The sequence below is a fragment of the Nosocomiicoccus ampullae genome (assembly GCF_019357495.1).
GTDB lineage: Bacteria > Bacillota > Bacilli > Staphylococcales > Salinicoccaceae > Nosocomiicoccus > Nosocomiicoccus ampullae.
Genome location: NZ_CP079110.1, coordinates 123,782 through 144,006, shown reverse-complemented (window position 1 = coordinate 144,006; position 20,225 = coordinate 123,782). Strand labels below are relative to the sequence as shown.

General features: G+C 33.9%; 19 protein-coding genes and 1 other annotated feature. Of the genes, 3 read left to right on the top strand and 16 right to left on the bottom strand.

Features of this window, described 5'->3' with window-relative positions:
* Nucleotides 1-129: 129 nt before the first annotated feature.
* Entirely contained in the window at nucleotides 130-1,212 is a 1,083-nt protein-coding gene (locus KPF49_RS00760; protein WP_183673069.1) for a hypothetical protein, read from the top strand.
* A gap of 157 nt (nucleotides 1,213-1,369) precedes the next feature.
* Here the strand turns inward: KPF49_RS00760 and KPF49_RS00755 are convergent, their stop codons facing one another.
* From KPF49_RS00755 to KPF49_RS00740, 4 genes are all read right to left on the bottom strand, one after another.
* On the bottom strand, nucleotides 1,370-2,653 hold the full coding sequence (locus tag KPF49_RS00755) for an NCS2 family permease (RefSeq protein ID WP_183673067.1): 1,284 nt from the start codon (nucleotides 2,651-2,653) through the stop codon (nucleotides 1,370-1,372).
* A gap of 509 nt (nucleotides 2,654-3,162) precedes the next feature.
* The gene (locus tag KPF49_RS00750; RefSeq protein ID WP_183673065.1) at nucleotides 3,163-3,735 is read right to left on the bottom strand and encodes an NUDIX hydrolase; all 573 of its coding nucleotides are present in this window, start codon (nucleotides 3,733-3,735) and stop codon (nucleotides 3,163-3,165) included.
* A 73-nt stretch (nucleotides 3,736-3,808) separates the two neighbouring features.
* A complete protein-coding gene (locus KPF49_RS00745) occupies nucleotides 3,809-4,225 on the bottom strand; it encodes a universal stress protein (protein ID WP_183673063.1) in 417 nt (138 codons plus the stop codon).
* Nucleotides 4,226-4,231: 6 nt separating this feature from the next.
* A complete protein-coding gene (locus KPF49_RS00740) occupies nucleotides 4,232-5,689 on the bottom strand; it encodes a SulP family inorganic anion transporter (RefSeq protein ID WP_183673061.1) in 1,458 nt (485 codons plus the stop codon).
* Between the two features lie 122 nt (nucleotides 5,690-5,811).
* Here KPF49_RS00740 and KPF49_RS00735 point away from each other — a divergent pair, with 122 nt between their 5' ends.
* Nucleotides 5,812-6,528, top strand: coding sequence for a hypothetical protein (locus KPF49_RS00735; protein ID WP_183673059.1), 717 nt, complete (start codon nucleotides 5,812-5,814; stop codon nucleotides 6,526-6,528).
* Nucleotides 6,529-6,572: 44 nt separating this feature from the next.
* Here the strand turns inward: KPF49_RS00735 and KPF49_RS00730 are convergent, their stop codons facing one another.
* The 12 genes from KPF49_RS00730 to KPF49_RS00675 all read right to left on the bottom strand — a co-directional run bounded on the left by KPF49_RS00730 (nucleotide 6,573) and on the right by KPF49_RS00675 (nucleotide 19,077).
* Nucleotides 6,573-6,986 carry a hypothetical protein gene (locus KPF49_RS00730; protein ID WP_183673057.1) on the bottom strand — a complete coding sequence of 138 codons (414 nt, stop codon included), beginning with the start codon at nucleotides 6,984-6,986 and terminating at the stop codon, nucleotides 6,573-6,575.
* Between the two features lie 110 nt (nucleotides 6,987-7,096).
* Nucleotides 7,097-8,284 (bottom strand): GTP-binding protein, encoded by a 1,188-nt coding sequence (locus tag KPF49_RS00725; protein ID WP_183673055.1) that lies wholly within the window; start codon nucleotides 8,282-8,284, stop codon nucleotides 7,097-7,099.
* Nucleotides 8,285-8,408: 124 nt separating this feature from the next.
* Complete coding sequence (locus tag KPF49_RS00720) at nucleotides 8,409-8,936, bottom strand: STM3941 family protein (protein WP_183673053.1); 528 nt, start codon at nucleotides 8,934-8,936, stop codon at nucleotides 8,409-8,411.
* Between the two features lie 126 nt (nucleotides 8,937-9,062).
* Complete coding sequence (locus KPF49_RS00715; protein ID WP_183673051.1) at nucleotides 9,063-9,893, bottom strand: DUF2382 domain-containing protein; 831 nt, start codon at nucleotides 9,891-9,893, stop codon at nucleotides 9,063-9,065.
* A 133-nt stretch (nucleotides 9,894-10,026) separates the two neighbouring features.
* Complete coding sequence (locus KPF49_RS00710) at nucleotides 10,027-11,127, bottom strand: 5-methyltetrahydropteroyltriglutamate--homocysteine S-methyltransferase (RefSeq protein WP_183673049.1); 1,101 nt, start codon at nucleotides 11,125-11,127, stop codon at nucleotides 10,027-10,029.
* Between the two features lie 133 nt (nucleotides 11,128-11,260).
* Nucleotides 11,261-11,504: a binding site (T-box leader), on the bottom strand.
* Between the two features lie 71 nt (nucleotides 11,505-11,575).
* Complete coding sequence (locus KPF49_RS00705) at nucleotides 11,576-13,036, bottom strand: carbon starvation CstA family protein (protein WP_183673046.1); 1,461 nt, start codon at nucleotides 13,034-13,036, stop codon at nucleotides 11,576-11,578.
* Nucleotides 13,037-13,179: 143 nt separating this feature from the next.
* On the bottom strand, nucleotides 13,180-14,523 hold the full coding sequence (locus KPF49_RS00700; protein ID WP_446430490.1) for a sensor histidine kinase: 1,344 nt from the start codon (nucleotides 14,521-14,523) through the stop codon (nucleotides 13,180-13,182).
* Nucleotides 14,495-15,148: a response regulator transcription factor gene (locus tag KPF49_RS00695; protein WP_183673044.1), complete on the bottom strand. Its 654-nt coding sequence runs from the start codon at nucleotides 15,146-15,148 to the stop codon at nucleotides 14,495-14,497. Before KPF49_RS00695 ends, KPF49_RS00700 begins: the two co-directional genes overlap by 29 nt.
* 29 nt (nucleotides 15,149-15,177) lie before the next feature.
* Nucleotides 15,178-16,554 (bottom strand): ABC transporter permease, encoded by a 1,377-nt coding sequence (locus KPF49_RS00690; protein WP_183673042.1) that lies wholly within the window; start codon nucleotides 16,552-16,554, stop codon nucleotides 15,178-15,180.
* On the bottom strand, nucleotides 16,551-17,201 hold the full coding sequence (locus KPF49_RS00685; RefSeq protein ID WP_183673040.1) for an ABC transporter ATP-binding protein: 651 nt from the start codon (nucleotides 17,199-17,201) through the stop codon (nucleotides 16,551-16,553). Before KPF49_RS00685 ends, KPF49_RS00690 begins: the two co-directional genes overlap by 4 nt.
* A gap of 9 nt (nucleotides 17,202-17,210) precedes the next feature.
* Nucleotides 17,211-18,440 (bottom strand): ABC transporter permease, encoded by a 1,230-nt coding sequence (locus KPF49_RS00680; protein ID WP_183673038.1) that lies wholly within the window; start codon nucleotides 18,438-18,440, stop codon nucleotides 17,211-17,213.
* Between the two features lie 190 nt (nucleotides 18,441-18,630).
* Nucleotides 18,631-19,077, bottom strand: coding sequence for an ASCH domain-containing protein (locus tag KPF49_RS00675; protein WP_183673036.1), 447 nt, complete (start codon nucleotides 19,075-19,077; stop codon nucleotides 18,631-18,633).
* A 121-nt stretch (nucleotides 19,078-19,198) separates the two neighbouring features.
* Here KPF49_RS00675 and KPF49_RS00670 point away from each other — a divergent pair, with 121 nt between their 5' ends.
* Nucleotides 19,199-19,972 (top strand): hypothetical protein, encoded by a 774-nt coding sequence (locus KPF49_RS00670; RefSeq protein WP_246562752.1) that lies wholly within the window; start codon nucleotides 19,199-19,201, stop codon nucleotides 19,970-19,972.
* The last annotated feature ends 253 nt before the right edge of the window (nucleotides 19,973-20,225 follow it).

Genomic DNA, 20,225 nt, shown 5'->3' with positions numbered 1-20,225 from the left:
AGTTCGTTTTATTAATATGCTCATGCTAAATATATATAAAACTTCCTGTGTTTATTATTTTTTATTTAGTAATATTAATAGTTTTTGCTATAATTACTCTAATTCAATTTATTTAAGGAGAAAATGTTAATGAGATTTCGATTGATATTATGTTTACTGGCATTAACTCTTTCTGCTTGTAGCCAATCAGAAGAAAAGCCTGGTGATGTTGTCGTTGAGCGAAAGGATAATTCAGAACAAGACAAACAAATAGCAGACGAAAAGAAAGATAAAGACGATAAAGATAACAAAGATAATGAGAACAATAAAAAAACAGATATGAAAAAAGATACTGAGGATAAGTCTAAAGAGAAACAGTCTTATGAAAATTTAACTGTCAATGACATCGTTGCAATGGCTATTAAAGAAGATTCAATCAGCGACGTTAGTATCACTGCTGATGATTTGTTATCTGGCTCTTTTGAACATATTGGAGTTGGACCTACTACTTCAGTTCATAAAATAGACCGTTTACTATTAAATCCCGTGGATTATCATGATCACCCTGGCTTGACTAAAAATCAAAAAATTTATGCAGTATCTCAACGAAAAATAAATGCAGTATCCATAATAATTATAGATGAAGAAACAAATGAAATTGTCATAACAGTATCACAATATCCTGCGCCTTATGAAGAATTAAGAGAAATAGGGTATGTATTTAATATTAAAGATTTATTTGAAAAACACTACGATGATGACTTAGAAAAGATATCACAAAAAGTCGTTTTAGCTGATGAAATGACTTACGAAGATTACTCAAAAGAAGATATCATCGCTCTAGCGTGGCTGACATATCATTACAATGATGAAACAATAGATTCGATTCCAATAGAACCGACAACGCCTTACCTCACATATAGTGACAAGAGTAATGAACCACTAAATCCTTATAATAAAGATAGTACTGTGCCTCTACCGGAAGGGACGACAGTTATTCTTGGTGAAGTGCTCGCTGATGGACAAGTGACTTTTATCGATAACAAAGATGGTACATTTACGTATTATTTAGTGCCTTCACATTTTCACGATTTAAGATGGCTCGATGATGATAATTACTCACTCAACGAATCTAAGAAAATTATTAATGAGGCAAAAGTTTTACCTATCCTTGAAGTTCCTTACGACATCTTACAAAACTACAGCAATATCGTAAAACCATCAGAGTATTGATTGGTACATTGCATGTGATTATGTAAATAAAAAATACGGTAAATGATTCAAAGATCATTTACCGTATTTTCATTTTATTCGTTCTCTGTATAGTATTCCTTACCTTCACGTTTCTCATCTGACAATTCAATATCTGTATGAGTCAAAACATCTTTCCTTATAAGAATCCGATTTGGATGATAAATAATACTGCAAATACATATATTAACGGATGAACTTCTTTACCTCTACCTACAACGAGTTTAAGTAACGGATACGTAATAAATCCTAGTGCAATTCCCGTTGCGATACTTGAAGTAAATGGCATTGATAAGATGATAATAAATGTCGGAAATGCATCATCAAAACGCGACCAATTTACTTTAGATAATCCTGACATCATAAAACTTCCAACAATAATGAGTGCAGGTGCTGTAATTGCAGATAATGCAGAAATTGATTCAATTATTGGTGAGAAGAAAAGTGTTAACATAAATAACACCGCAACGACGAGCGTCGTGAGTCCAGTACGTCCACCAACCTGAACTCCAGATGACGACTCAACGTACGCACTTGAAGGAGTTGAACCAAATGTCGCACCGACAGTAGTTGCAACCGCGTCTGCCATCAACGCTCTTTTAGCACCTGGTAGTTCTCCGTCTTTCATCAGTCCTGCTTGTTCAGCAACTCCAATCATCGTCCCTGTCGTATCAAATAACGTGACGAGTAAAAATGCAAATACGACTGAGTATAACGACTGACTAAATACACTACTTAAGTCTAAATCAAAAAATACAGGTGACGGTGGTGTCGATACAAACCCATTATCAATATAAAGTAATCCAGTGACGTAACCAATCACTGCTGTAACGAGCATCCCAATAAATAACGCACCTTTAACTTCACGAGTGACAAGTATCAGTGAGAGTAATACACCAAACACTGTCAGTAAAGTCACTGGTGACGTAATATCACCAAACGTTACAAACGTCTCTTCGTCAGGTACAATTATACCGGACATCTTTAGTCCAAGCGACGCGATAAATAACCCGATACCACTTGCGACCCCAACCTTTAAAGGTGTTGGGATTGAGCGAATCAATGTTTCACGGAGTGATGTAAACGTAAGGAGTAAAAAGATTACCCCAGCAAAAAACACTGTACCAAGCACCGCTTGATACGTTACACCTTCTGAAAACACGACGGACACAAAGTATGCGTTCATACCCATCCCGGGTGCGATCGCAATCGGATAATTTGCCCATAACGCCATAATGAGCGTTCCGACTACTGCTGAAATCACCGTCGCAATAAATACTTGGTTAAACGGTACTCCAGCTGCTGATAAAATCGCCGGGTTTACGATAACGATATATGCCATCGTTAAAAACGTTGTAAAACCAGCAATAACCTCTGTTTTAACATCCGTACCACGTGCACTTAATTTAAAGAAATCATTCATAGTTCTATCTCCCATACCAGTTAACTAACATACTAATTCTACGCTTCATAATAGAATACGTCTAGAGCAATAACATATTTGCAAAATATTTTGATCAAACTGTTTTTTTATCGTATAAAATAAGACAAACACATAGTCATTATACAATTTATGATAAGCGATTGTGTATATTTCTACTATTACTTACGATTAAAAGACGGATATCATAAATCATAGTATCCTTTTACACTATCTCTTACGATAAAGAGCCAATTATCAGTAGTGATAGTATCTTTCTACACTATCTCTTACGATAAAGAAACAATTATCAGTAGTGATAGTATCTTTCTACACTATCTCTTACGATAAAGAAACAATTATCAGTAGTGATAGTATCTTTCTACACTATCTCTTACGATAAAGAAACAATTATCAGTAGTGATAGTATCTTTCTACACTATCTCTTACGATAAAGAGCCAATTATCAGTAGTGATAGTAACTTTCTGCACTATCTCTTACGATAAGTTGCTTAGTTACCATACATCTGCTGATATTTACTCATAATCTTCTGATAAACATTCTCGAGTATCCATTCTTCTGAGACGTAGTTATCTAGTTTGTCTAGTGGTATCCAGCCGACTTTTGAGTTTTCGTCTTCTTTTACGCGAAGCGGTGCTTCATCATCACCTTCAAATAAGTAAGTGACATTTAAGTGTAAATGCGATGACACATATTCTCCGCGCTTTACATGACCGTCAACTGTGAGTATTTCTAATGAGAATATGCCTTTTTCAATTAATGAGACGTCTGTTAACCCACTTTCTTCTTCGACCTCTTTTAGCGCAACTTCAAGTAAATACGGATTACCATCCGCGTGACCACCAAGCCACGCCCATGAATCATATATATTATGGTATGCCATGAGTACTTTGTCTCGAGATGTATTTAACACAAATGCTGATACAGTTACATGTGCAACTTTATTTTCTCTTAATAATATATTGTCTTCTTCTAAAAATTTTAAAAACTGAATTTTGTCTTTTTCTTCTTGTTCATTTGACGGTTTAAATGATTGAATATCATTTTTTATTTTTTGATGCATTGTTATTACTCCCTTAATATTTAAATTAAACAAATTAAAAAGAGGAATGAGTTTATTAACTATTCCTCATCAATTACTTCACAATTATCACAGGGATTTCTGCTTTTTTAGCAACCTTATGGCTAACGCTACCAAGCATCATTTCTTGAAATGCATTTAGACCACGTGACCCGATAACGATTGCATCATAAGTTCCTTCATTTGCGATATTTACTACTTTTTTAGTTGGATTGCCTTGTTCAAGTCTCACTTCATAATTCACATTGTTTTCTTCAAAAAAATCAATCGTCGATTGAATCGGTTTTAGCCTTAATTCTCTTAACTGCTTTTCTCCTGGTTTTCTATGTAAAAAATCATACTTTGTCGCTTCAGTTTCTAAAACGTTTAAAATAGTAATTACCGTGTGTGTACCTGTAAAATTTAGCGCTTCTTTTGCGGCACGTAAGCTGTACTCCGAGCCGTCAGCAGCAAGCAGTATTGATTTGTACATATTTCGTTAACTCCTTTTTTGTACTAAATGAGACGCATCAATCGTTGTTTGCCTCATAAACTTATCATAACTTTCTTTAGACAGATCTGTCACGTAAACTTCATTATACGTTTTTAACTGATTGACAACTTGTTCAATCGCTTGAACAGCTGCATCATCATAAATTTTTGCGTCATCAAAGTTTAAGTAAATCGTACGATTTGTATCATTAAAGTTAATTTGATCCATCATTGATTCAATTGAAGCATAAAAAATATTACCTGAGATATGATACGTTATCGTTTCTTTATCAGTCTTTAGTACAGTAACATTTGATATTTTCTTTAAGAAAAACAGTGCGCTTAATAGTACACCGATAATAACACCGACCGCTAAATTGTTCGTTAAAACAACCGCAATAACTGTAATAAGCATTACAAAGATATCACTTTTCTCTCCATGCTTAATATATTTAAATGTACCCCAATCAAACGTCTTTAACGCGACCATCACCATAATCGCTGCGAGTACTGACATCGGAATCTGTACCATAATATCGCCTAAAACGAGTATCATAAACATTAAAAATGCACCTGCAGTAAAAGTAGCAAGTCGAGTTGTTCCACCGTACTCAACACTTACAACAGACTGCCCAATCATTGCGCATCCGCCCATACCACCAAAAAATCCAGTGATAATATTTGAAAACCCTTGGCCACGAGATTCTTTGTTTTTATTACTCACAGTATCTGTCGCATCATCTACGATTTTAGCTGTCAGTAAACTTTCAACAAGTCCAACGATTGCCATCGAAATCGAATACGGTAAAACGATGAGTAGTGTTTCTAACGTATACGGAACGTTCGGAATAATGAATTCAGGTAGCGTGCGTTTAATCTCACCTAAATCACCAACTGTTTTAACATCTGCACCAAACATAATGTATACACTCGTTAAAATCACAATCGCAAATAACGGTGCAGGTATTGTTTTAATAAAGTATGGCGTAATATAAACAATTAATAACGTGACGATTACATATATGTATGTTGCAAAAGAGATGTTAAATATATGTTCAAGTTGTGCCATAAAAATTAAAATACCAAGTGCGTTCACAAATCCGATCATGACAGAGTTCGGGATAAACTTAAGTAATGCACCAACTTTAAACAGCCCAAAAATCACTTGAATAACACCCATCAGAATCGTCGCGAAAATTAAATAATCGACACCATACTCTTTCACGAGTGGACTAACAATTAATGCAATCGCACCAGCAGCTGCAGAAATCATCGCTGGTCGACCACCTAAAAACGAAATAGAAATCGCCATAACCACCGACGCATATAACCCAACCATCGGCTCAACACCCGCAATAAAAGAAAATGCAATCACCTCAGGAATCAGAGCAAGCGTTACGACAATTCCAGCTAATATATTTTGAAGCGGCTGATTCAGCCATTCAGTTTTAATTTTATCAACCATATTACCCTCCAATTTCTAAATATTAATTATAGATGAAACGATTATATAACTAAATGTGAAATCTGATATATTATAATTAATGAACATAAAAATTAACAAAATTAATGTGAGGCGGTCATTTTATGAAAAAACTTCTATTTTTAACATTTAGTTCAATACTGATTTTAAGCGCGTGTAATAATAACAATGACGAAGAAATAGATGTGAGTAATAATGTCGAAAGAAAATCAGTGGACAATGAAGCTGAGAAAAGTGAATCAAAAAGTACATCCACTGATGAAAAAAATACTTCTTCAAATAAAAATAAAGATGTAGAAGGTAGTAAAGAAAAAGAAACTGAGCCTTTAATAAAGAAAGAAGAACTAACTAAAGAACAAATTATTGCGATGACTTTATTTGATCAAACTCCAAATGATTATGGTCATTATATTGTACCAACTGGAGAAGATTTCCTTAATCACGAATATACTAAATACGATAATCCAAGTGATCCTTATGAAGGTGATCAGCAAAAAGAAGTGCACGAGGTCAGTTTAATTAAAACAGATATGGATTCTTGGTTTTCTGATAATCCTCCATATAATTTAGATATGTATTCTATTCAACCAGAAAATAATAATGCTAATGCAATTATTGGTATTACTAACGATAGAGTAATTCTTTTTGGTACACAAGCCATTCAACAGTGGGAAACAGTACTAGAACACGGAAATGAATACTTTATAGATGAATTATATGAAAACTATAAAGACGACGAGCGTGTAAATGAGCTTGTGAATATGATAGTCTACTATGATAATTACGAAGAGTATTCTTCAAACTCACCAAATAAACATTAGTAAAAACCCTCAGCATTCATTTTCTTGAATACTGAGGGTTTTAATTATTCTTCAAACAATTCTCCAAATTCTTCGCCACCGAGGTTTTTAACGTGTTTTGATAATTCATTTAATTTTTCTCTAAATTCATCTGATGATTTCAGTTGTTCTGGTAGTTCGTTTACTTTTACAAATGACAGTTCATCTGTACCTTTTTTGTACACATCGACGCCAAGTTTTTCTGATGGATATTCCGCTTCAATCTCTAGCTTGTATTCCACTTTTTCTTTTTTAAGTGCAACAACGATTTCTAACTCGTCTTCTCCGTGTGAAGTTCCTTCGTTAAATAACTCTGTCTCAAGCTCACTTTCTTTTATAAAAAAGTTATCCGCTTCTTCGACAGCAATGTTAAAAAGGATGTCTTCTAACTCTCGTAGTAGGCTTCTTACTTTTAGTCTGTCTGTTAAATCTTTACTCATAATAACGCCCCCTATATACTTCTTTCTCTAATATTATTATACCAAATGTTATAAAAATTAGAATTTAAAGCAAAAAACTCCACCACCAAAGTTGGTGATGGAGCGATTGTTTAACTAATTTGCCATGGGTACGGATCTTCTAACGTATTCCAGTCTTGTTCGATTTCTTCTTCGTTTACTAAGCATTCATCGAGTTGTTTTGTAATTGCTTCTTTGTCTAAGTCGATTCCGATGAAGACAAGTTCGTTTCTTCTATCTCCATATTCTGGATCCCATGTTTGTGCCATTTCTCTATTTTCTGCTAAAATTTGTCGGCGTGTTTCTGTTGGCATTGCCGCCACCCAGTAACTAACGGGTTCGATTCCAACACTTCTTCCTGCTTGTGAAACCATGATTGCAAAGTCATTTCTTGATGCGAGCCACGCAAGTCCTTTTGCACGAACGATATTTTCTGGCATTTCTTGTAAGAAATCATCAAAACGTTTTGCGTTGAATGGTAATGTTCTTTTATATACAAAACTTGAGATACCGTATTCTTCTGTTTCTGGTATATGGTTTTCATGTCCCATTTCAAGTTCTCTTAACCAACCTGCGGATGATGCTGCTTTTTCATAGTCAAAACGTCCGGTGTTTAATACTTTTTCAAGTGGTACTTCTGCATTTACTGTTTCGATAATTTCTGCTTCAGGTTGTAACGTACGAATTGTTCGTTTTAATTGCGATAACTCATCTTCAGATACTAAATCTGTTTTATTTAAAATAATAATGTCACAGAATTCGATTTGGTCAATGAGTAAATCACTGACTTCACGTTCATCGACTTCACTCATTCCTTCTTGACGATCAAGTAGGGTTTCTCCTGAATTATAGTCATTCCAGAATCGATATGCATCTACAACTGTGACCATCGTGTCGATATATGTTGTTTTTGTTAAGTCGATGCCAAGTGATTCATCGACGTATGAGAATGTTTGTGCGACTGGTACTGGTTCACTGATTCCTGTAGATTCAATTAATATGTAGTCGATATCTTGTTTAGAAAGTTTCTCGATTTCTACAAGTAAGTCTTCACGTAATGTACAACAAATACATCCGTTAGATAATTCTACGAATTTTTCATCTGTACGACTTAAACTACTACCGTTCGCAATTAAGTCTGCATCGATATTAATTTCACTCATATCGTTTACAAGGACCGCAACTTTTAGTCCTTCTGTATTGTTTAATATGTGGTTCATTAACGTTGTCTTACCTGCACCAAGGTATCCACTAAGTATTGTTACTGGTATTCTTTTCATTAAAATTCTCCTAAATCGTAATTATTACGTTTTATATAATATCACGTTTAGAAATTTCAAGTCAATTATTCACCCTTAATAAAAAAAGTCTTAAACTACTTTGTAGTGTAAGACTCTCTAACTGTTATACATCTTTTTTCTCGTATTGTTTAAAGTAATCATTCATGAGATTGGTTAATTCAGTACCATCGTAACCGACTGCGATACCTGCATTCACGTTAATGCCGGAAAATCCTAAATTTTCGTTTGCTTTTGCCATTTTCTTAGCAAAGTCAGATTGATGACGTAAAGTCTCTTCTGGGTGTTTTAATTGAACATTCACAAATTGTTGTCCACTCATTTCAGCGTATTGTATGTCACGAACTTCGCTCCATTCAATTAACTGATCTTTTGTTGCTATTAATGATGAATAATCATAGAATCCTTTGTCATTAAGAATTAGTAAAGTATCTCCAGAACGGGACATCTTAAGCGCTCCAATTAAAAAGCCTATGAATACCCCTCCACATATTCCACCAATCACAGTAAGTAGTATACTTCCATCGTTGATTCCTTTATACATTATAATTCCGCCTACAACAATGAATACGACAGCAAGTAACGTTAACATAATTACTTTTTTGTTGCTCTTCTTAATAATAGTTTCTCCCACAATATTCACTCCTTTTAGCTGATAAAGAACATTTACCCAAAGTCTGTTGAAAAATAACATTAATAAAAAAGACTGTAGATTTAATCTACAGTCTAATCACTTACTATTTAAAAGTTTTTATTTGATTTATCTATTAAATCTATCTTGATCTTTTTCTACATTAACATTACCATCCGTTTGAACGTCGAGTTCTTCACGTCTAACGTTGTCCTCAAAGTGTTCAGTATCTGTAACACGACGTTTACCTACTTCTACTTCTTCAGTGACTACTGATTTTTTATTGACATCCACTTCTTCTTCTGTTAATGGAATTGAGTAGTCTTCATCTTTGAAGTCACCATCTTTAGCTTCTCTACCGTCTTCAACTTTATGACGTTCAATTACAACTTCGTCATGTTCAACTGGAACGTCAATTGACTCTCTGTCTTCAACTACATTTTTAGAAACGTTAACTTGACCACTTTCAACTTCACGTTTATTAGCGTCGAGTTGTTCTTCTTTTAATTCTACATTTTGTGTGTCAGCTTCTGCTACGCGGCTACGGTCATTTACGTCTCTACCTTCATAAGCACCACCAACTGGTGCTGCGCCGTCTACTGCGTTAGCCTCTGAAACATTTCCACGTTCACCATCTACTACAACAAGAACTTTACCTGCATCAATATCTGAACGGTAATCTGCTAACACATCGCCGTCTTGTCCAACACGGTGTTCATAGTCATCTTCAACTGTAAATGCATTTACAATTTTGTCCCAGAATGACTCGTCTTCATGGTTTACACCATTTGATCCTTCTGCTGAAGTAACGTCTACACCTGAATTATTTACAAATGTATCACGTGTTGATTCGTTTGCTACTAATCTAATTTGGTCTTCTCTGTAACCTTCTGCTTTTAACCCTTTAACTGCTTCTAATGCTTCTTCTGATGAATTATAACTTCCTTGTACAAAACTCATTATAATCTTCCTCCTATGTTTACCTTGATGGTAATCATTATTTTAATTGTTAAGATTATATGCCTATCGTGTGTTGTTAATTAAAATATGCCCGTTTAAATTTTTCTTAAACATCTTTTTTTAATTTTTCTAATTATTCTTCCTCGACAAGTAGTTCTTCTGCTAGCTCTACAATGTAACGAAGTTTGTTCCACTGCTCTTCTTCAGTAAGTAAATTACCATGGTGCGTTGATGCGAAACCGCATTGCGGGGATAAGCAAATTTGTGATTTTGGTATAAACTGACGCGCTTCTTCAATTCTTTCTTTTATTGTTTCTTTGTCTTCAAGTTCACCATGTTTAGATGTAAATAAACCAAGCACAACTTTTGGTCCGTCATTTGGAATATAATCCAGTGGTTTAAAGTCTCCGGATCTGTCATCGTCATATTCTAAGAAGAACCCATTGACTTTTTCTTTTGCAAATAACGTCGGTGCTATTTTTGCATAACTACCTTCAAATGCATATTTCGAGCGGTAGTTCCCGCGGCATAGATGTGTTGTAATGACTAAATCGTCTGGTTTTGCTTCTAAAATAGAGTTCACTACATATAAAGCTAAATCAATGGCTTCTTCTCGACTTAACTCTGTGTCTCCCCATAAGTAATCTTCTGCATTCAGTCCTGCAATGTACACATCATCAAATTGTAAATATCGACATCCTGCATCGTAAAATGCTTTGACTGCATCTTGATAAGTTTTAATAATATCGTCTGCATAATCTTTAATGTCTGGGTAGATAGACTTATCACGAATACCCTCGTTAAATAATTGGTTTGGACTTGGTATCGTTTGTTTTGCGACTGCACGGCCGTTTACTATTTTCTTAAACAATTTAAATTCTTCTACATGTGGATGGTCTTTATTAAATGAAATTTTACCGTTGTTTCGAATATTCCAGGCTTCTGTTTCTTCACCGACGAATTGATACCCCTCTTCTGGTTGATACCCTTCCACACCATTGAGTTGTTCTAAAAAGTCTGTGTGCCAAAAGCGTCTACGAAACTCACCGTCAGTCACAGCTTTTAAACCAACTTCAATTTGTTTGTCGACAACTTTTTCAATTTCTTCTGTTTCAATTTTAAATAACTCATCTTTAGAAATATCGCCATTATTAAAATCTTCTCGTGCTTTATGAATTCTTTCTGGACGGAGTAAACTCCCAACGTGATCTGCTTTAAATGGTCCTTGTGTCATATAAAAACATCCCCTCTAATTTTTTACGAAAAACCTTAGTAACGAATAACCTTCACCATCATGTCAACTTCGATTATCATCGCCCCACTTTAAAAGCTATTGAAATAAAAAAACGCCCTTTGAATTACCAAATTCAAAGGACGTTATATACGTGTTACCACCTTTATTTATGTATTTCTCGCGAAATACACCTCGACAAGTACAGTGCAAAACTTATACCCTGCCCTTATAACGGAGGCAACCGATTAACTCTAACATACGCTCGAATTAATACTTTAGAGGCCATTTTCAAAATAACTTCAACGTGTCCTTTCTCACCAACCAAAGACTCTCTGTACTGTATTCATTATTTCTACTTTCCTCATCAACAGCTTTAATTTATTGTTGTGAATAACTATAGCACACACTAGAAAATAAAATCAACAGATTTTTTAAAATAATCTGAAAATTATAATTCAGTTGCTGGATATGCTCTTTTATAATTTGATATATCCTCTTCTAATGGAATTTCTTCTTCTCTTGCTCGTTTTGCTGCAACGAAAAATGCTGCTGTTAGAATCACGGTTATTATTGCTGCACCAATGTACGAAATGTTCATCGGCAAGTTAAACCCAATTTTTGCGTTTAAAATGTAAGTCGTTGTTGCCATTAACATAAATATTCCTGGAATGAGTGAAATCCAGTAGTTTTTCTTACTGATAAATAAATACATTGCTCCAACGTATAATGCAATTACTGCTGTTGATTGGTTTGCCCATGAGAAGTAGCGCCATAAAATATTAAAGTCAATTTGCGTTAATGCAATTGAAATAATAAACATAGGTAACGCGATCATTAAACGTTTACTCACTTTAGATTGTCCAATTTTAAAATAGTCTGCAATAATCATACGGGCACCTCGGAATGCAGTGTCTCCAGATGTGATTGGTAAAATAATAACTCCTAAAATTGCGAGTGTCCCTCCAACTGCGCCTAGCATTGTTGTTGCAACCTCACTTACAACAACTGCCGGTCCTCCTGTAGCGAGTAGTTCATTTAAATTTTCACCTGAGAATAAGCTCATACCAGCCGCTGCCCAAATCATAGCGATAATACCTTCAGCAATCATCATGCCGTAGAAAATTTTACGACCTTGCCCCTCTTTTTCAGTCGTACGAGAGATAATTGGTGATTGTGTTGCATGGAATCCAGATAATGCACCACACGAAATCGTTAAAAATAGTAACGGGAAAATCGGAAGATTTTCTGGATGTAAATTTTGTAGTGTAATCTCTGGAATTGGTGCCCCTTTTATAATTAATCCTCCACCAATACCAATCGCACTAATAACGAGTAATAAACCGAAAATTGGGTAGAAACGACCGATGATTTTATCAATCGGTAATAACGTCGCTAAAATATAGTACGCAAAGATAAATACTAAAATAATTGTTAACGCAATTTTTCCATCCATTAAGTTATAAAGTAAATCTGCAGGTGCAGATACAAATACTGTACCAACGAGTACTAATAATAATATTGAAAATGCGTTCACCACGTGTTTCATGGTATTCCCTAAAAATTTACCTGCAAGTTCTGGTAAATGCGCACCACGGTTACGAATAGAAATCATACCTGTTAAATAGTCATGCACACCTCCAGCAAATATTGCACCAAGTACAATCCAAATGAATGCTACCGGTCCGTAAAGCGCTCCCATAATTGGTCCGAAAATAGGACCTACTCCTGCAATATTTAGTAACTGTATGAGAGAATTCTTTCTTGTATTCATTGGTACATAATCCACACCGTCACTATGCGTATATGCAGGTGTCGGACGATCTTTAGGCATAAACACGCGTTCAACGTATTTACCATATGTAAAGTACCCAATGATTAATAGAATAATACTTACTATAAATGTAATCATAAGTCCATCTCCCTTTCTGACATTTTATATTTATAGTATATCTAAAAATCCATGTTAAAGATAGCGTTTTCATTACGAAAATATTTTCATTTAAATCATAAAAAAATCACTCCTAAATTTATTTTAGGAATGATTTCATACTATTATCTATTAATATAAATTTTAAAAATAAATCTTTTATTATTCTTTTGAATTCTATATTGCTTATTGTAATTATCTAAAAGACTACTGACGATATATAATCCGAGACCGTTACTCGTTTGTTTGTTTAAATCAAATTTCACATCAAATATCTCAGCAGTGTCTAATTCTTCTATTTTTTCATAAGTATTTTCGATGTAAAACCAATCATTATCGACACCGATATTAATTTCTCCGTAATCATCCGTATATTTGACCGCGTTGCTCATTAAGTTTGACAGAATAATTTTTAACGCTTGATCTCCGATATATATTTTTTCATCTAATAATTTATTGTGAATCGTGATGTTTTTTTGCTTTGATATGACACGGTATTTTTCTATAATGTCTTGTAATACGTCGTTTATTGTAATATCCGCTTCATCTTCTTTTAAATGATCAATAGATGATAATGATAAAATTTGTGATATATTTTGTGAAAGTTCGTCTGTAATTTCTATACAGTTCTTAATATACTTATCTCTATCTTTATATTTTCCAATATTATATTGCATGTTTTCAAGTATAATTTTTAGACTTGCAAGTGGTGTTTTTAACTCGTGAGATGCGCCTCTGTAAAAATCATACTTTAACGCTTCTAACTTTAAAATTTCTTTATTTTTAATTTCAAGATCGTCAATAGATTCTAATAACGTAAAGTATAACTCGTTAATTTGCGACTTTAAATCTCCAATTTCATCGTTAGATGTAACGGTTAATGATGCATTTTTATCGAGCATCATCATGTCGTCAGTGACTGATTTTATTTCTTCTATATTATTTTTAATAAATTTAGCGTAAACGAGTGCAATGATGACTGAAACAAGTAACGATAATAGTAAAGAATACGGCAGAAATTTAAAACTTAAATCTCTTGCGTCTTTTTGCATGTCTGTTGTCGACATGAACTGTACGTCGATATCCTCTCCACTATTTAAAGTGATTGTTCGCTCTTCAATAATTAAAGAGTTAGAATTACTCGTTGGATCGATTCCAATATCTTCGTTAATAGGTACTGCGTTTTTATTATTTTGCTTGTTTAAAGACACTTTCACTTCACTATTTTTAGAGTAAAAATTTAATGATTCTTCTATGTAATTGAGTGACTGTCCATTTAAATTCGCAGATATTTCATCTGCTTTAGCATGAATTTCATCTTTTCTATTTTCTAAATATGGCTTTGGAAATATTAAAAAGACAAATAGATGAATGAGTAACGTAATCACTAATAGGACTGAAAAGATTTGTATAAACATCTTAGGGAATATCTTCATATGATTATTGTCTCTCCAGTCTATAACCAACATTACGTATCGTCTGAATACAGTCGAGCTGTAATTTCTTTCTTAACTCTTTAATATACACATCAATCACGCGGTCATATGGTGCGTCGTCAGTATCTTTCCATACGTTGTCTAATATTTGCGACCGAGTTAAGGCATTACCTTCATTGATAAGTAAATACTTTAATATCTCTAATTCTTTCGGATTCACGTCGACAAGCGCGCCGTTCACTGTTGCTGTGTAACTTGTGAAATTCACTTCAGTATCACGATATTTAAACGTTTCAACGTTGTTATAATGTTTTTTAATGAGCGCATCAACTCTTACTTTTAATACAGGTAAGGAGAATGGTTTTTCTATATAGCCATCTGCAAAATGTGTAAAGGCATCTATTTTATACGCTTCATCGTTAAATGCAGTGAGCATAAGTACTGGTAACGTACTCTTTTTTCTAATCTCTTTTAACACTTCTAATCCGTTAATTTTAGGAAGTTGAATGTCTAAAATAACGAGATTTATATCACGATTAAATAGATTTAACGCCGCTTCTCCGTCTTCTGCGCCTATAACTGTATAACCAAACTCCGATAGATACTCTATAATACCTTCTCGAATTATTTGATCATCTTCAACAATGAGTATTTTCATATATTCTCCTTACCTATAATTATATTTTCTTATTTCGTGTCTATCAGTAACTCTTTCGGATTCTTTTTAAGAATACGAATTGATGCGATAATAACTGAAACGAGTAAGACGATAGACATAAAGATTACGACGTAAACGATTGATTCAGGTAATATAGTAACATCTAAATGTGTTAACGTTCTATTAAATCCATCGACTTCTGCGCCGCCACCTAACTGACTTGATGATGACTGTGACTCGATTTGTTTTTGAATATCGTCAGATACTTTACTTAAGATCTTCTCACCAAATATTTCAGCTGTATATTTTGCGATAATTGGCGATAAAATAAACGCAGGTATCGCAATAAAAATTACTTCAAATACGAGTTGCATTAATATCTTGCCTTTAGAAATCCCTAATGATAATAATATCGCAATTTCTTTTCTTCTGGCATTCATCCATAAGAATAATAGTAACGATACAATTATACCTGCAAATATAAGTGAACCGATAAATAACGTGTTCGCAATGCTGCTAATACTTTTAATTGATTGTTCGAGTGCTGGGAAGTTCGATGTACTCTTAACTAAACTATACATACTCCAGTTAATATCGAGTTTTTCAAGATCTTTAATGACGGACTCTAAACTTGTATTTCCTTTAACAAAAAACGTCGCGTCTTGGTATACTGCTGTATCTTCAGTGTTCCCATATACTTTAGCCGCTGTATTGAGGTCAGTAATAATCGTATTTTGATATAATTCTTGTGGTGCCGTTACAGGTCCATTATTATCTCCATCAAATAATCCGATGATTTCCGCTTCTACCGTTTCATCTGCCTCTTTTTCGTTATCCGCATCATAGATGTTTGATTTAATAGTTATTGTATCTCCAACATTAAGCTTGTTCTTTTCAGCGAGTTCTTTATGAAGTAGGACTTTGTTTGTATCGCCATCTTTAAGGTGTTCTCCTTCAACAAGCTGATAACTTTCAGATACAAATTTTGTTTCTTTAGAAGAGTCATTCACCCCTGTTAACATAACAGTACGCTTAAAATACTTCGCACGGTCACTCGACGGATCGACTGCTGTTTCAGGCGTTTCGATAATATCATAATCCGCTAAGTCTGCGACACTGTTAATTCTTTTAACGTAGTGATCGATACTTTTCACTTCTGATATTTTATTAATATCTTCACCTTTAATATTTCCGCCACCTCTCGGCGTACCTGGATTTACTTGTCGATTAATTTCCATGATGAAACTGTTCATGACATTTCCGAATGTCTCTTCAGATGCTTTTTCTGTTGCGTTTTTTATTGATAAACCGATGAGCGAAAGTGTTGTCATAATTAAAATGACACTCATTATAATTAAGCTTTTTAATTTCTTTCTCGTCACGTAATGAAAGGCATTTTTTATCATTTTACTGCCTCCCTATCGACACGTTTCAGCGTTTTTTGTTTCAGTTCTAATACGACATCTGCTGCTTTTGCGACTGACGCACTATGTGTGACAACGATGACACACTTATCTCTTTCAATTGCGAGTTCTTTCAGTACTTCGATAATATCCGCTGCTGTATTGTCATCTAAGTTTCCAGTGGGTTCATCTGCTAATATAATCGGAGCTTTCGATACTAATGCACGCGCAATCGCTACACGTTGTTGTTGTCCGCCTGAAAGTTTTAAAACGTTTCTTTTCACTTCATTTGGACTAAGACCTAGCGCTAATAGTATGTCTGATGACGCTTCTTTCTTTACTAAACGAATATTTTCTAGTGGAGATAAATAATCGATTAAATTATAATTTTGAAATACTAACGATATATGATCTTTTCTATGCTTTGTGTAGCCAGCATTTTTAATATCTTTACTGTCAAATAATATTTGGCCACTTGTCGGTTCATCTAACCCTGCAAGGAGTGAAAGTAACGTCGACTTACCAGATCCAGATCTCCCAACAATTGCGTAAAATTTACCTTTTTTAAATGTTTCATTAACATTCGATAACACTTTACCTTTACTGCTTTTATATTGATACGATATGTTTTTTATTTCTAAAATGCTCATAATATTCTCCTAACTCATTTTTGATAGTAGTTCTTTTGGTGTTTTAACGACAATCACTAAAGAAGCGATGGTTACTGATACTATAATAATGATCACGAGTAGACCGTAACTCATGAATAGTGTAGATAACTGATATGTCATTTCTATTTGAAGTTCACTCTGTATTAACTGTTTTTCAATTATTTTTCCAATTATAAAATAGCTAAAGATAAACGACAGCACGAGTGCCGGTATAGATACAATTAAAAGTTCTACTAAAAACTGCATAATAATCTTAAACTTACTGACACCAATTGATAGTAAAATCGCAATCTCGTAAATTCGTTCTCTTATAAAGAACGTAAGTACAAGTGATAACACTAAAATTCCGCCGACTAATATCGAATACGCCATGAACTTAATCATGTCATTGATACTTCCGTAAGATTCAATGACGTCTTTAAACGGATCGTTTTTTTCATCAAAATAAAACTCTGAACTTAATACACTCGACGCTTCTAGTGTTTCCTTTAACTCCGCTGGATCTTTTGTGAATATTTCTATTTCATTTACTATATGGTCATCATCTAGACCAAGCGCACGCTGACTCGATGTATAATTCATAAATACCATGTTTTCACTAAAGTCAGATGTTAACCCTGTATATTGTTCTTGCTTTTTACCAGAGAAAATTCCTTTAATTTTAAATGTATATGGCTTATGCGCCTTTTCACTATTTGTTTCAAACATCTCTAACTGAATTTCATCATTCACTTTTAAGTTGTTTTCTTTCGCGAGAGCTTCATGAATTAAAATGCCATCCTCATCACTCTCATTTAGGTTTTCACCCGCTTCAATAGTAAACGCACCACTTTGAAACAATTCATGACGTTTCACATCTTCAACCGCTTCAAAAGCGACAACTTTTCTAAACTCACTCGGTAAATCCTCTCGCATCACCGTCTGAGCACCTTCAATCACCTTTAACCCTTTAGGTTTAGCAAGTCCTTTATATTTAGAAGTAATCTCATAATCACCATCAATAGAATCAAACTCAGTACTTAAAAAATCCCCGCCGTCTTTTTTCGATACTACAAGAGAAGAACGAGACGACTCCTCAAGAGACGACTTCAATTGATTTGTCGTATATAAAAAATTAAAACAAGAATATAAACAAGAGAGAACGACCACTAAAATTAAAAATAAAATCATCGTTCGTCTCATCTTCCTTGAAACATACAAAAACGCATTTCTTAACATCACAAACCTCCTTCGAACATTTACAAACTTATAATACAATCCATTTATAAAACGTATATGAAATTTAAAAATAAAATTTGGAAATAAAAAAGCACTCTCCTAAAATGGAAAGTGCTTGATTAAGCTTTATAAATGTATATCCTTGTATATTTAATTTTATAAATCAGAGTACTAATCAAAAGAATTATATTTATTTCCTTATATCAATCAATTCGAATCGTTCACAAACAAGCAGCATGTCTTCTGAAAACTCATGGCCAATAGCACCGAGCTCTTTTTTAAAGAATTTTTCATGCTCATCCCACCAATATTGATAAGTTCTATCCCCTTCACCTTCTGCAATCGCAAATTCTTCGCTGACCGCATTCATTGGGGTTATAGTCACTTCAACTGTCTTGATAATTGCTACGGGCTCATTTTCACTGTTCAAAATAATGCTGTAATCCTCTGTAGTTGGTAAAGGTGCATTTTCAAATTCATATAAAATATATGCTGAACAAGTTGCTGTCTTAATACCATCTACCACTAACTGTGCAAGAGTGTCAGGATCATCCCCAAATTGCCATGCACTCACCGATTTAGGCTTTTCTTGATTTTTCCAATAATCATTCCAATATTCTTCACTTACTTTATTCATGATGAACCCCTTCTCTTCTTATGAAATAATATTCGTTATAATTAAGTTTGATTATATATACTATGATAAAAATTCACAATGATGTAAATTTAAGTAGACAATTTATTAAGGGGATCTAAAATTGGATATTAAATTAAAGTGGACATTAATTGTCATTATAGCAACACTGTTACTTATATTTTTTGTTTATAAAATAAATAGTCCTTCTACCAAAACATTTACTTCGTCTAATGGAAGGCAGGGCGAATATATCATTTATCCGACAAATAATTCTAAGGGCATACTCCTGTGGCTACATGGTGACGGTGCTTTTGAATACGAGAATCCAGAGTCAAAAGAATATTTAGAAGGACCAAAAGGAATTAAACAAGTTGCAAAAGATAAAAACTTAACTCTAGTCGTTCCTAAAACACCTTCAACACAATATAATACATGGTGGGAAGAAGGCGATCTTAATTCATATTATCTTATTGATTTAATTCAATCTCTTCCGAATAATGATTATCTTTGGATCGGCGGCTTTTCAGGTGGTGCCGAAATTACATCTTATTGGCTAATTGAAAAGCTTAAAGACATAGATATTAAAAAAGGAGGCGCTGTTCTTTTTGGAGGCGGCGGTTCTCCAAAAGTTGAAAATATAAGTGAGCGTATCCCAAAAAAGAATATTATAAGAGGCGACTTCCCTATTTATTGGATTGTCGGAGAACATGATACAGGCGAGAGCAAAGAACATCCTTTTGACGCTTTAACAGCAAGTAAAGAAGGAGAAGAATTTTATAGAACAAACGGATGGAAAACCCATATTACTATCTTAGATAATTACAGTCATTTATTAACTAAAAATAATGAAGGAAAATACGGCGAGTTTCTAGATGAAATAATACCAGACCGTTAAATATAAATAATACTAAAAAAGCACTTCTCGATTTCTCGAGAAGTGCTTTTAAACTTTATATTTATATTTGCTTTCTTAAGACCTAGTTTCATACGTTCAAAAATGCTGGCCATTAAATAATCTTGTAGCGTCTTATTATTTCTTTCTATTGCTATCAAAATAGATTGCCTATTCAAAATTTAAGCATTCTATAATTAAAATAATAGTACTCGAAAGTTTTTCACTTTACTCGAAAGCTCGTAAACTCTTTGAT